The following is a 13,041-nucleotide window of genomic DNA, read 5'->3' on the forward strand; positions in this document are numbered from 1 at the left end:
TAGCGTGCGGCAAACTTCACCAGGGAGCCGCACATGATCCCCCGTCGTCGTTTCCTGCAGGCGGCGGCCACCACCGCGGTGGCCGTCCCCCTGTCCGCCACCCCCGCGACGGCCACGGCGGTCCGGGCCACGCAAGCCGAAGGAACCGTCACCGGCCTGGGGCCGGCCAGCGTCGCCGCCCCCCTCGGCAACGCCGAGATCGTGGGGGACGTCCTCTACGTCGGCTCGCGCGGCCTGTCGCCCAACGTCGTCGGCGCGTACGACCTGGCCAAGGATACGGTCACGACCCATTTCGAGATCCCGACGGGCATCGGCATCTGGGCGATGTGCCGGGTGGGCACCGACGTCTACGCCGCCACGCACGCCCGCTCCGACCTCTACCGGATCGACACCGTGGCCGGCACGGTGTCGAAGGTCGCCGAGTACCCCGACCACTTCATCTGGACCATGGCCGCCTCGCCCGACGGCAAGGTGTACATGGGCACCTCCGAGCCCGGCCGCGTCCGGGAGTACGACCCGGCCACCGGCGCCAGCCGCGACCTGGGCGAGGCCAGCCCCGGGGAGGCGTACGTCCGCAGCATCCAGGCCGACGCCACGCACGTCTACGCGGGCGTCGGCGCCAACGCCCACCTCATCGCCATCGACCGCGCCACCGGCGAGCGGCGCGAGCTGCTGCCGCCGGAGCTGGCCGACCGCGACTGGGTGGCCAGCATGAGCATGTCCGGCACCCACATCGCCTGCGGCATGAACTCCCTGGCCGAGCTGCTCGTGCTGGACAGGGCGGACCCAGGCGGCTTCAAGGTCGTCAAGGCCACCGCGCCGGGCGAGAAGTACATCGTCTCGGTGCTCCTCCACGACGGCCACGTCTACTTCGCCGGCCGCCCCACCGGCACCCTCTACCGCTACTCGATCGCCGAGGACCGGCTGGAGGTGCTCGGCGTGCCGTACTTCGAGGCCGCCACCCACCGGATCCTCGCCCACGAGGGGCGCGTCTACGGCGTCCAGGACAGCGCGGTCTTCGTCGTCGACCCGGCGACGGGCGCGATCGAGTACCGCAACCTCGTGCAGCGCGGCCTGCGGGCCGCCCCCGAGGAGCCCATGTCCGTCCACTCCGACGGCGAGCGCGTCTACGTCGGCGGCAAGAGCGGCGCCGACATCCACGACCTGGCCACCGGCAAGGTCACCCGGCTCGGCATCCCGGGCGAGCCGAAGACCATGCTGACCGTGCGCGGCACCACCTACCTCGGCGTCTACACGCAGGCCGCCCTGTACGCGCACCGGCCCGGCGAGAGCGAGGCGAAGCTGCTCCTGCGGGCCGGCAACCAGCAGGACCGGCCGCGCGACCTCGCCTACGACGCGCGCACCGGCCTGCTCGTGATGCCCACGCAGCCCGAGCCCGGCCACGTGAACGGCGCCCTGACGCTGTACTCACCGCGCACCGGCAAGGTGCAGACCTACCGGCCGGCCGTCGAGCGGCAGACCGTCTACTCGGTCGTCACCCGGAACGGCACCGCCTACCTCGGCACCCTCATCCAGGAGGGCCTGGGCCTGCCGCCGGTCACCACCACGGCCCGCCTCGCCGCCTGGGACCTGGCCGGCCGCAGGCTCCTGTGGCAGGCCGAGCCCGTGCCCGGCGCCCGCGCCATCACGTCCCTGGCCCTCGGACGCGCCGGGACCCTGCTGTACGGCATGGCGAGCACCGGCGAGGTGTTCGCGTTCGACCCGCGCCGCCGGGAGGTGACCGCGAGGCTCCAGGTGGGCGCGAAGGGCGGCGACCTGTTCGTCACGGGCGAGGTGGCCTACTGCACGGACGGGGACAAGATCTACAAGATCGACCTGAGGTCGTTCACGGCGAAGACCATCGTCGAGGGGCTGGCCGGGCAGTGGTTCGGCGGCGAGCCCAAGCTGGCCCTGGATCCCTCGCGCCGCGCCCTGTACGGCGTGAAGGGCCGCGACCTGGTCCGCATCGCCATCTCCGGCCGGCCCTGACGCCTCCGGCGATCCGCACGCGAGGGCGGCGGCTCCGACCCTCGGCCAGGAGGCTTCCCAGCCGGAGGGGCGGGGCCGGCGGTCCGCCGGGGAGGAGGCCGGAGGCCGGCGTGGACGCACCAGCGGGGCGCTCAGCGCACCGCGTAACCCGACAGGGAGGATTCCAGAAGGTCGAAGACCTCGTTGGCCGCTGACGTGACGTCGGCGGCGATCTCGTCCTGGTCCATGCCGGTCAGCGTCAGGTCCATGACGCGCTGGAACAGCGTCCGGTGGGCCGCGGCGAGCAGCGCGGCGGCGGCCCTGGGCGCAAGATCCCCGGGCGCGGCGCCCGTCTCGGCGGCCAGCGTCTCGGCCAGAGCGCTCTCCCGCTGATCGTTGATCTCACGCATCCGGGCGATCAGCGCCGGGCTGCCGGCGATCATGCGGACGAACGCGGGCCCCGAGAAGCCGACCACGGGCTCGTGCCGCTGCACGGCGTCCAGGAAGGCGCGGCGCAGCGCGGCCAGCGCCGACTCCCCCGGGCGCCGCTCGGCGACGGGCCGGGCCAGGCTGCCGGTGAGGGCCTCGTGGTGGTCGAGGGCGAGGTCTTCCTTGCGCGGGAAGTAGTTGGTGACGGTCATCTTGGCCACCTGGGCCGCCGCCGCGATGTCGGCGATGGTCACCGCCTCGAAGCCGCGCTCCATGAACAGCCGCGTCGCGGTGTCGGAGATGGCCTGGCGCGTCTGCTGCTTCTTCAGTTCGCGTAGTCCTCCGGGCATGACCTCCATTCTTCCATAGGTCTGCCCCAAGGACAGGATTGACATAAGTTTATGTTGAACCTAACTTTATGTCGCCAACACGAACGGAGGCCGCACATGAACCTGCGCGTCACGCATCGCAAACCATTGCGCCTGATGAGCGTGCACGCCCACCCCGACGACGAGTCGAGCAAGGGCGCCGCGACGCTGGCCAAGTACGCCGCCGAGGGCGTGGACGTCCTGGTCGTCACCTGCACCGGCGGCGAACGTGGCGACGTGCTGAACCCAGCGATGGACAAGCCGGGCGTACGGGAGAACCTCGCCGAGATCCGGCGGGCCGAGATGGCGGCGGCCCGCGAGATCCTGTGCGTGCGCCAGCGCTTCCTCGGGTTCACCGACTCCGGGCTGCCCGCGCCCGGCGAGGCGCTGCCGGACGGCTGTTTCGCGCTCCAGCCCCTGGAGGAGGCGGCCGGGCGGCTGTTGCAGCTGATCGGTGAGTTCCGCCCGCACGTGATCGTCACCTACGACGAGACCGGCGGCTACCCCCACCCCGACCACATCAGGACCCACGAGGTGACCCTGACCGCCTTCGAGGCGGCCGGGGCCCGGGCGGGGTGGCAGCCGATGAAGCTCTACTACCACGCCGCGCTGTCACGCGACTGGTTCCTGGCCATGCACCAGGCCATGACGGCCCACGGCATCGACTCGGGAATGGCGGACCTGCTGGAAGAGCTGCCGCAGCCGGCGATCGAGACCACCACGCGCGTGCCCTGCGCGGAGTACTTCGAGACCCGGGACCGCGCCCTGCTGGCGCACACCACGCAGATCGACCCGCAGGCCGGGTTCATGCGCCACCCCCGTGGCATCGAGCGCGAGGTGTGGCCGACCGAGGACTACCACCTCGCCCGCTCGCTCGTCGAGGTGGTCACGCCGGAGGACGACCTGTTCGCGGGACTGCGCGAGCCGGTGGCGGAAGGGGTGAGATGACCCGGTCCGTGGGGCTCCGCCCCGCCGTGGACAAACTGGACGGGCCGCTGCTGCGGACCGCCTTCGTGCTGGTGCCCGGGCTGGTGCTGCTCCCGGCGGCCCTTGCGGCGCTGGTGTACGGCTGCACGGCGGGCGCGGGCGTGCCCCTGGCCGGCGGGACGGTCCTGATGGCGGCCTACGTGGCGTACGCGCTGGCCGGGCGGCTGGCCGACCGGATGGCGCCGAGGCCGCTGATCCTGTCCGGCATCCTGGTCACGCTGGCGGGCACGTACGCCTTCACGTTGCTCGGCTCGTCCCCCGCCGCGCCCGTCCTGCCGCTGTCGCTGGTCGTACGGGGCGCCGGGCTCGGCCTGGTCATGGCGCCCGGCATGGCGGCGATCTACGGCAGCGTCACCAAGGACCAGGTGCTCGACGGCGGCCTCGCTCCCGCCGCCGCCTACGGGGCGACGTTCTGGTGGACGATGGGGCTCTCGGCCGCCACGCTGCTGCCCGCGTTCCTCTACCCGGGCCGCGAGCGTCCCCCTGCGTGAGGCGTGCGGATCGGAGAGCTCGCCGCGCTCGACGACGTGGTGGCGGTCTACCCGGTGAGCGTCGCGCCCGGCAGGTCCGCCGTCCGGACGCGTCCGCGGTGCCGTACCACCTCCGCGTGCTCCTGCGCGTGCTCGTCCGCGGGCAGCGGCGGGCCGTACGGGTCGTGGGCGTGCGAGCCGGGGATGCGGCCCTCGGCCGCCGCCAGCCACAGCATGCGCCGCACGTAGCCCTCCATGGGCTCGGTGAACGTGACCCGCGCCAGCCGGTCCAGGCGGTCGGACGCCTCGTGGAAGGCCCGCAGGTCGTCGCCGCGGAAGGCGTCCAGCACGGCGGCGGTGACCTCCACGGCGGCGGCGGCGATGCCCACCAGCGCGGCCTCGGCGCCCCACAACAGGGACGGGCCGAACATGCGGTCCTCGCCGGTGATGGCCAGCCGTCCCGCCTCGCGGGCCAGCGCGATGGCCCGCTGGCAGCCCATGGCGTCGGACAGCAGGGCCGTCTTCAGCCCCGCCACGCCCGGGTGGGTGAGGATCTCGGCCATCACCTCCGGCGGGCACGGCAGGGTGTAGAGGTCGAAGGCGATCATCGGCAGCCCGGATGCCCGCCACACGGCGTCGTGCAGCGCCGGCCGGTCCCCCGCCGAGGGGAACACCAGGACGCCCGCCGCCCCGAGGTCGGCCGCCACGCGCGCCTGGTCCGTCGTCGCCTCGGCGGCCGCCGGCCCGGCAGTCCCGGGATGGCCGCCGACGCCGACGAGCACGGGGACGCCGAGCGCCACCGCCCGCTCGATCACGCCCGCGCGCACCTGCGGGGACAGGTACGGGCCCCGGCCGGTGTGGGCCAGCACCGCCAGCGCGCCGGCCCCGTCGGCGACCAGTCCGGCGAGGTAGTGCGAGACCAGGTCGAGATCCACCTCTCCGGCCGCCGTCATGGGGGTGGCGGCCGCGGCGACGAGCGAGCCGCGCAGGCGGTCCCGGAGGTTCTGTGCCGAGATGTGCATCCCAGAGAGCTTAGGCCAGAGAGCTCGGCGGCCCCGCCCCGGCTACTTGAGCCCGGTCATCGCGATGCTGTTGACCAGGTAGCGCTGGAGCAGGAAGAACACCACCAGGCACGGCACCACGGAGACGGTCGCCGAGGCCATCAGCGTCGACAGTTGCAGCTCCTCGGTCCGCAGCGTGGTCAGCCCCACGGTGAGCGTCCGGGTCGTGTCGCTCTGCCCGACGACCAGCGGCCACAGGAAGTCGTTCCAGTGCCACAGGAACACGAACACCCCGAGCGTGGCCAGGATGGGCTTGGTGAGCGGCACCACGATCGTCCAGTAGACCCGCAGCTCGGAGGCGCCGTCGACCTTGGCCGCGTCGAACAGCTCGTCCGGCAGGCCCAGGATGAACTGGCGCATGAGGAAGACGGCCTGCGAGTTGGCCAGCGTCGGCACGATCAGGCCCCAGAACGTGTCCACCCCGCCCAGGCCGTTGACCAGGACGAACGTCGGGATGAGGGTCGCCTGGAACGGCACCATCATGGTCGCCAGGAACGTCCAGAACATCGCGTCCCGGCCGGGGAAGCGCTTCTTGGCGAAGGCGTACCCGGCCATGGAGGCGGTGAGCAGGATGACCACCACCGACACCACGGAGTAGACCAGCGAGTTGACCGTCCACTCGGCGATGCCGCTGGAGGACAGGACCCGCGCCAGGTTGTCGAAGGTGAGCGACTCGGGCCAGCGGCCGGGCACGGTCGGCCGGCCGGCCGGCGACAGCGCCACGACGAGCATCACCAGGAACGGGCTGACGGTCAGCACCGCCATCACGCCCAGCAGCGCGGCGAGCGGCCACCTGGCCCGCGGCCGGCCCGCCCGCGCGGCCTTGGAGGCGCGGGCGAGCGGGCGGGAAGCGGTCAGTGTCATGTGTTCCCCCGGTCCAGGAAGCGGCGCTGCACCAGCGACACGACCAGCACGATCGCGAACAGCACCATGCCCCAGGTGGCCGCGTAGCCGAACTCGAAGGACCGGAAGCCGTGCTCGTAGATGCCGTAGATGAGCGTGTACGTGGCCCGCGCGGGGCCTCCGCCGGTCATCACGTAGATGGTGTCGAACGTCTGGAAGGCGCTGATCGTCTCGATCACCATGACGAAGAACAAGGTGGGCTTGAGCAGGGGCAGCGTGATCCGGCGGAACCGCTGCCACGCGCTCGCCCCGTCGACGGTGGCCGCCTCCAGGTAGGAGCCCGGGATGGACTTCAGCCCGGCCAGCAGGATCAGCATCGAGTAGCCGAATCCCTTCCACACCGACACCAGGGCCAGCGCCGGCAGCACCAGCCCCGACTGCTCCAGGAACGCCACCGGGCCGAGGTCGGCCTTGGCCAGCAGCCCGTTGATGAGGCCGTCGAACTCGTAGATCCAGCGCCAGACGATGCCGGCGAGCACGAAGCTGGTCACGTACGGCAGGAACAGCATGCCGCGGAACAGCCCGCGCAGGAACACCACCTGGTTGAGCAGCAGCGCCGTGCCGAGCGCCACGACGACCGTGAGCGGCACGTAGATCGCCGCGTACACCAGCGTGACCCGCAGGCTCGTCCAGAAGTTCACGTCGTCGAGCAGCCGGGCGTAGTTGTCGGCGCCGACGAAGCTCCACTGCCCTCCGATGTTCCAGTTCGTCAGGCTCATGCCCGCCGCGCCGAGGGTCGGGAAGATCTTGAAGATCAGGAACAGCACCAGCATCGGGAGCACGAACAGCAGCCCGGTGACCGGGTCACGCAAGCGATGACGCACCGTCGTCCTCTCCGGTCAGCTACCGCTGCTCAGCAGCGTGTCGGCCTCCTTGGCGGCGGCGTCGAGCGCCGTCCTGGCGTCCTCCTTGCCGAGCAGGGCCGCCTGGATGTGCGGGGCGAGCACGCCCATCACCTGGCGGGCCTTCGGGTGCGTGTCACCCGGGAAGGCGTACTGCAGCGACTTGGCGAACTCCTTGGCCTCGGCCGACTGGTCGGGCACGGTCACGTCGGTGCGCGCCGGGAAGAAGCCGGACTCCTTCGCCAGCTGCGCCGCCTGCTGCGGCGAGGCGAGGAACGAGGCGAACTTCCTGGCCGCGTCCTTCTGCCCGGAGTGCCCGGCCAGCACCAGGGCGCCGGGGATGCCGAACGCGACGCGCTTGCTGCCCTCCAGCGGCAGGCCGATGCCCACATTCTCGGCGCCGACGGCGGTGCCGAGCTGGACCGCCTGCAGGGCGGTGGCGGCGTGGTACATCGCGGTCTTGCCGGCCGCGAGCGGGCCGCCCTCGATGTCGTTGCCCTTGCTGGCGGCGTTCTCGGGCAGGCCGCCGGCGGCCTTCAGGTCGAGCAGGAGCTGGAGGCTCTCGACGCCCTCGGGGCCGTTGAAGGCGACGCTCTTGCCGTCGGGGGCGAAGACCGAGCCGCCGTTGGCCCACAGCAGCGGGTAGAAGCTCTGGTTGAGGCTGACCTCGGGCTTGCCCGGGTAGTCGAGCACCGCGACCTTCTTGGCGGCCAGCTTGGGCGCGGCCGCCTTCAGCTCGGCGAGCGTCCGCGGCGCCTCGACGCCGGCCTCGGTGAACAGCTTCTTGTTGTAGATCGGCGCGGTGATCGTCTGGTAGATCGGCACGCCGTAGAGCTTGCCGTTCACCGTCAGGGCGCTCAGCGAGTTGGGCAGGTACGACGTCTTGTCGGCGGCGACGACGTCGTCGACCGGCTCGATGGTGCCCTGCTGCGCGTACTGGGGGATCTGGTCGGGACCGAGCACGACCAGGTCGAAGCCCTTCTTGGAGATCAGTGCGGTGGTCACCTTCTCCTGGCGGCCCTCCCAGGGCTGGAGGTCGACCTTGAGGTCGACGGTGGGGTTCTGGGCCTCGAAGTCCTTCTCGACCTTGCCCCAGTACGCCTGACTCTTGGCCTGGTCGGAGATCACCGGATACATCCAGAGAGTCACGACGCTCTTGTCCGAGCCGCTCGATCCGCACCCGGCGGCCGCGACGCTCAACGCGGCGGCGATGCCGACTGCCGCTGTCTTCCTCATGGCGGCTTCCTTTCCTAATACCGGTCCTGACCGAAATCTAGTGAGGGCGTCCGGCCGGGTCAACGCCTGATATCCGACCGTGACTACGGGCGGCCACGGAGGCGGGCGATCTCGCGGGCCACCACCTCGACGTGCTCGCCGGTGTAGTGCTCGTTCCAGTCGATGACCAGCAGCGTGTCGGCGACGAGGCGCTCCGCCTCGGGGCAGCCGGCCGGCGTGTAGCCCTCCAGGGGCCCGCGGGAGCTGCCGTAGACGGGCGCGTGCCAGACGGGCGCGCGGTTCAGCGGCTCGCCGAGGTATCCGGCGCGGGCCGGGACGCCGGCCGCGCCCAGGCCCTCGGCCAGCTCCCGCGCGCCGCCGCCGGGCAGCACCAGGGGGAACAGCCACCAGGCGTGGCCGTCCGGCCGCGGCAGCCGCAGGCCCGGCACGCCCTTGAGCGCGTCCAGCAACAGCAGGGCGGTGCGCCGCCGGGCGCTCACCACCCCGGGCAGCTTGGCGAGCTGCGCCCGCGCGACCGCGGCCTGCAGCTCGGTCATGCGGTAGTTGAGTCCGTAGGAGGCGTGCGAGCGCCCGGCCGCGCGGTCCCAGCCCTTGTCCGCGAACAGCCGCATCCGCCTGGCCAGCGTGTCGTCCGAGGTGAGCGCCACCCCGCCGTCGCCGCAGGTGATGTGCTTCCACTGCTGGAGACTGAGGCAGGCGACGTCGCCCACGGTCCCCGCCGGCCGGGGCGCGCCGCCCGCCCCGTCCGGCGCGGGCAGCTCGGTGAGCCACGCCTGCGCGCAGTCCTCGATCAGCGTCAGGCCGTGGGCGTCGGCCAGGGCGCGCAGCTCGTCGATACGGGCGGGCGCGCCGAACAGGTGGACCGCCATGATCGCCCGGGTGCGCGGCCCGATCAGCGCGACGACGGCGGCGGGATCGAGATTGCCGTCCGCGGGGTCCACGTCCGCGAAGACAGGGACCGCGTTCTGCGCCAAGATGGGGGCCACAGTCCCGAAGTCCGTGATCGGCGTCGTGATGATCTCGTCTCCGGGGTCCGGCGCCGCCGCCACGACCGACAGATGGAGGGCCGCGGTGCCCGAGCTGCAGGAGATCGCATGGCGGAGGCCGTACATCCGCGCGATCTCCTCTTCGAGCCGCCTGGCCTCGGTGCCCCAGACGGAGTTGAGCATGCCGGAGCGGATCACCCGCTCGGCGGCGGCGACCTCCTCGTCGCCGAGCGTTCGGCCCGCCGCCTCGGCCATGGACGGGAACTTCACCGGGACACCTCACAAGGATATGATTGCGGTCTTGACCGAAATGAGCAGAGAGGGGGACGTGGGTGGGAATCGTCATCGGGGTCGTCGGCCCGCATGACCTGGTCGACGACGTCGCGGCCACGTGCGAGGACCAGCCCGGCGTCACCGCGCTGCGCCTGGACTACGACCACGAGTCCCAGGCGCCGGCGATCGCCGAGGCGCACGCCTCGGGCGTCGAGGGGTGGCTGTTCACCGGCATCGTCCCGTACATGCTGGCCCGCGACGCCGACGTGCTGACGCGTCCCGCCGCGTTCGTCGACTACTCGGGCGCGACCCTGCTCAGCGCCCTCGTACGGCTCCAGCGCGACGGCGTGGACGTGACCCGCCTGTCCATCGACACGCTGTCGGCGGCCGACGTGACGGCGACCTTCGCCGAGGCCGGGCTGCCCACGCAGGCGCTGCGCACGCTCCCCTACCGGCCCGAGATGACCTCCAGGAGCGCGATCGCCTTCCACCGCCGCGACCCCGGCCACCCGGTGATCACGTGCCTGAGCAGCGTCCACGAGGCGCTGCGGGACGAGATGCAGGTGCTGCGGCTGGTGCCCTCGGTCCATTCGGTCCGCGTGGCGCTGCGCCAGCTGCTGCTGACGGCCGAGGGCCAGGCCCAGGAGGACGCGCAGATCGCACTCGGGCTGATCGAGGTGGCGGGCGAGGAGGGCCTGCTGCGCGAGGCCGCCGCGCTGGGCGGCACCGTCGCCGCCTTCCGCGGCGGCACGCAGCTGCTGGTGACCACCCGGGGGCCGCTGCACGACGCCACGGGCGGGTTCACCTGCCTGCCCATGCTGGGGCGGCTGGCCGGTCAGAACGAGGTGGTCCGCATCGGGTTCGGCCTGGGGCGCAGCGCGGCCGAGGCCGAGAGCCTGGCCCGCCGCGCGCTGGCCCGGGCCCGGCGCATCGGCGACGTGGCGGCCGTGCTGTCGTTGCGGGCCGACACCGACATCGTGCTGGAGTCGGTGCCCGCCGCCCCGGCGGCCGAGCACAACCTGTCGGTCATCGCCCGGCGGGTGGGCCTGTCGGTGTCCACGCTGGAGAAGCTCCTGGAGGCGCGGGCCGCCGCCGGGGAGGAGCCGCTGACCACCCGGGAGATCGCCGACCGCCTGGCCGTGCAGCAGCGGACCGCGCGCCGCATGCTGCACCGGCTGGAGCTGGCCGGGCTGGCCGAGCGCACCGGCAACCTGACCAGCGGCTCCAGCGGCCGCCCGCTCACGCTCTACCGCCTCACCCTCTGACCCGCCCGGCCGCCGGGCATGGGGCCGGGCATGGGGCGGGCGGGTCTCCTGCGGTGGCCGGCGGGCGGGCATGTCAGGACAGCCAGCGGTCCAGGCCGGCGGCGACGAAGTCGTCGTCGCGCAGCCACGGGTAGGCGGCCCAGACGCGGTCGAGCTCCTGGAGCTGCCCGGGCGACAGCTCCTCGGCGGGGTCCAGGCACCAGCGGCCGGCCAGCAGTCCCTGCCGGCGCAGCACCTCGTGGATGCCCGGGATGCACCCGTGGAAGCCGTTGGCGGTGTCGAAGATGGCGGCGTTCGCGTCGGTCAGGTGACCGTCCAGGGTGAGCAGCCGCCGCACCGCCGCGTCGTCGCCGGCACGGGCGAGCTTCGCCTCCTCCAGCAGGTCCACGGCCCGCCGCACCCACACCGCCCACTGGCCGAGCAGGCCGCCGACGAACTCGATGTCCACCTCGCGCCCGTCCACCACCACGCGATGCGTGGTGATGAGGTCGGCCAGGATGTGGTCGTCGTTGCCGGTGTAGAGGGCGACGTCGCCCGCGCGCCCGGCGCGCACCACGCCGTGCAGGACGTCGAGCGTCCGATAGCGGTCGAACGGGGCGACCTTGATGCCCACCACCGACTCGATCGCGGCCAGGCGCGTCCAGAAGTCGCGCGACAGGGTGCGCCCGCCCACGGCCGGCTGGAGGTAGAACCCGATCACGGGAAGCACCTCGCCGACCGCCCTGGCCCGGTCGATCAGGGCGTCCTCGTCCAGGTCGCGGTGCGGGCTGAGCAGCACCATGTGGTAGCCGAGGGACCTGGCCAGCTCGGCCTCCGCCACCGCCTGCGCGGTCGGGCCGGTCGCTCCGGCCACCAGCACGACCTCGCGGCCGGCCTCGCCGGCGGTGCGGGCGGCCAGTTCGAGCACGGGCGCGAGCAGGCCGGTGCCGTGGATCGCGAACTGGGTGGTGTGCACGCCCACCGCCAGCCCACCGGCGCCCGCCTCGACGTAGTAGCGGGTCAGCGCCCGCTGGCGGCGCTCGTCCAGCTTGCGATCCTCGGTCAGGGCGAGCGGGTGCGCCGGGATGACGAGGCCGCGCCGGAACAGGTGGCGCACGGACGTCTGCGCCTCTGGAGCCGTGCTGAGCACGTGGGGGTCCCCCTTTGTCACGGGTGAGTGGGCTGCGGTGGGCGCGGGCGGGTCAGAAGCGGCCGTCACGGCGCTCGAACTTGGTGGGCTTGCCGAGCAGCGGCCCGCCGCCGGCGACCCAGCGGGCGGTGTGCTCGATCAGCTCGGCGGGGGTGATCTGCGGGTAGCCGAACAGGAGGTGGCAGCGTGAGGCGTTCGACAGCAGCGCCGTGGGCGCCTCCTCGCCGGTGAACACCGGCTCCTTGCCCAGGGCCTCCCCCAGCGCCAGCGCCGCCTGCCGCACGGAGACCAGCTCCGGGCCGGTGACGTTGAGCACGTACGGCGGCGCCTCGGCCAGCCCCAGGGAGCGCAGGGTGACCTCGTTGGCGTAACCCTGCCAGACGACGTTCACCTGGCCGGTGGCCAGGTCGACGGGCTCTCCGGCGAGGACCTTCTGGGCCAGGTCGACCAGCACGCCGTACCTGAGCTCGACCGCGTAGTTGAGGCGGATGAGCGCCATGCGGGTGCCGTACGTCTCGGCGAAGTGTGTCAGCACCCGCTCCCGGCCGAGGCAGCTCATCGCGTAGTCGCCCACGGGTCCGGTGGCGGAGTCCTCGGTGCTGCCGCCGCTGGTCACGGGGACGAGCGGGTAGACGTTGCCGGTGGACAGCGCGGCGATCCTGCTGTCACGGAACCGGTCGGCGACCCGGCCGGGCAGGTAGGCGTTGGTGAACCAGGTGGCGTGCTCGCGTCCCGCGGTGCCGAACTTGGCGCCCACCAGGAAGACCACGTTGGCCGCGTCGGGCAGCTCGCGCAGCGCCCGCTCGTCGGCCACGTCGGCGGGCACCACGTCGGCGCCCTCCGCCCGCAGCGCGTCGGCGAGGCCCGGCTCGGAGAAGCGGGACACGGCGATGACCCGCCGGTCGTGCCCGCCGGCGGCCGTGGCGTTGAGCGCCAGCCGCACCAGGCTCGGTCCCAGCTTGCCGCCGGCGCCGAGGATCATGATGTCGCCGTCGAGCCCGCCGAGGTCGTCGACCAGCCCGGCGCTCGGCCGCGCCAGCCGTTCCTCTAGTTCCGCTGTCGTCCGCACGCGGTCTCCCTCTGTACGTCATTTACGGTCCAGACCGTAACTGGCGCACAGTTGA

At 72.7% G+C, this 13,041-nt stretch carries 12 protein-coding genes; 4 read left to right on the plus strand and 8 right to left on the minus strand.

Going from position 1 to position 13,041, the window contains the following annotated elements:
* Nucleotides 1-33 precede the first annotated feature (33 nt).
* Entirely contained in the window at nucleotides 34-1,989 is a 1,956-nt protein-coding gene (locus tag MTP10_RS29445; protein WP_310713164.1) for a hypothetical protein, read from the plus strand.
* Between the two features lie 131 nt (nucleotides 1,990-2,120).
* Here the strand turns inward: MTP10_RS29445 and MTP10_RS29450 are convergent, their stop codons facing one another.
* The gene (locus MTP10_RS29450) at nucleotides 2,121-2,747 is read right to left on the minus strand and encodes a TetR family transcriptional regulator (RefSeq protein ID WP_310713165.1); all 627 of its coding nucleotides are present in this window, start codon (nucleotides 2,745-2,747) and stop codon (nucleotides 2,121-2,123) included.
* A gap of 96 nt (nucleotides 2,748-2,843) precedes the next feature.
* On the opposite strand from MTP10_RS29450, the gene mca reads away from it, so the two are divergent.
* Both mca and MTP10_RS29460 read left to right on the plus strand, forming a co-directional pair.
* A complete protein-coding gene (gene mca, locus MTP10_RS29455) occupies nucleotides 2,844-3,713 on the plus strand; it encodes a mycothiol conjugate amidase Mca (RefSeq protein ID WP_310713166.1) in 870 nt (289 codons plus the stop codon).
* The gene (locus tag MTP10_RS29460; RefSeq protein WP_310713167.1) at nucleotides 3,710-4,243 is read left to right on the plus strand and encodes a hypothetical protein; all 534 of its coding nucleotides are present in this window, start codon (nucleotides 3,710-3,712) and stop codon (nucleotides 4,241-4,243) included. Before mca ends, MTP10_RS29460 begins: the two co-directional genes overlap by 4 nt.
* Nucleotides 4,244-4,290: 47 nt before the next feature.
* Here MTP10_RS29460 and MTP10_RS29465 read toward each other — a convergent pair whose 3' ends face one another.
* The 5 genes from MTP10_RS29465 to MTP10_RS29485 all read right to left on the minus strand — a co-directional run bounded on the left by MTP10_RS29465 (nucleotide 4,291) and on the right by MTP10_RS29485 (nucleotide 9,520).
* Nucleotides 4,291-5,244, minus strand: coding sequence for a dihydrodipicolinate synthase family protein (locus MTP10_RS29465; RefSeq protein ID WP_310713168.1), 954 nt, complete (start codon nucleotides 5,242-5,244; stop codon nucleotides 4,291-4,293).
* 42 nt (nucleotides 5,245-5,286) lie between these two features.
* The gene (locus MTP10_RS29470) at nucleotides 5,287-6,147 is read right to left on the minus strand and encodes a carbohydrate ABC transporter permease (RefSeq protein WP_310713169.1); all 861 of its coding nucleotides are present in this window, start codon (nucleotides 6,145-6,147) and stop codon (nucleotides 5,287-5,289) included.
* Nucleotides 6,144-6,998, minus strand: coding sequence for a sugar ABC transporter permease (locus tag MTP10_RS29475; RefSeq protein WP_310713170.1), 855 nt, complete (start codon nucleotides 6,996-6,998; stop codon nucleotides 6,144-6,146). Before MTP10_RS29475 ends, MTP10_RS29470 begins: the two co-directional genes overlap by 4 nt.
* A 27-nt stretch (nucleotides 6,999-7,025) precedes the next feature.
* Nucleotides 7,026-8,264 carry an extracellular solute-binding protein gene (locus MTP10_RS29480; RefSeq protein WP_310713171.1) on the minus strand — a complete coding sequence of 413 codons (1,239 nt, stop codon included), beginning with the start codon at nucleotides 8,262-8,264 and terminating at the stop codon, nucleotides 7,026-7,028.
* Between the two features lie 83 nt (nucleotides 8,265-8,347).
* Nucleotides 8,348-9,520 (minus strand): DegT/DnrJ/EryC1/StrS family aminotransferase, encoded by a 1,173-nt coding sequence (locus MTP10_RS29485; protein WP_310713173.1) that lies wholly within the window; start codon nucleotides 9,518-9,520, stop codon nucleotides 8,348-8,350.
* A 62-nt stretch (nucleotides 9,521-9,582) separates the two neighbouring features.
* Here MTP10_RS29485 and MTP10_RS29490 point away from each other — a divergent pair, with 62 nt between their 5' ends.
* Complete coding sequence (locus tag MTP10_RS29490) at nucleotides 9,583-10,788, plus strand: hypothetical protein (RefSeq protein ID WP_310713174.1); 1,206 nt, start codon at nucleotides 9,583-9,585, stop codon at nucleotides 10,786-10,788.
* Nucleotides 10,789-10,861: 73 nt separating this feature from the next.
* Here MTP10_RS29490 and MTP10_RS29495 read toward each other — a convergent pair whose 3' ends face one another.
* Both MTP10_RS29495 and MTP10_RS29500 read right to left on the minus strand, forming a co-directional pair.
* On the minus strand, nucleotides 10,862-11,938 hold the full coding sequence (locus tag MTP10_RS29495) for a dihydrodipicolinate synthase family protein (protein WP_310713176.1): 1,077 nt from the start codon (nucleotides 11,936-11,938) through the stop codon (nucleotides 10,862-10,864).
* A 31-nt stretch (nucleotides 11,939-11,969) separates the two neighbouring features.
* A complete protein-coding gene (locus MTP10_RS29500) occupies nucleotides 11,970-12,986 on the minus strand; it encodes an NAD-dependent epimerase/dehydratase family protein (RefSeq protein WP_310713177.1) in 1,017 nt (338 codons plus the stop codon).
* Nucleotides 12,987-13,041 lie beyond the last annotated feature (55 nt).

This window comes from Nonomuraea sp. 3-1Str, from assembly GCF_031570565.1.
In the GTDB taxonomy this organism is placed as follows: Bacteria; Actinomycetota; Actinomycetes; order Streptosporangiales; family Streptosporangiaceae; genus Nonomuraea.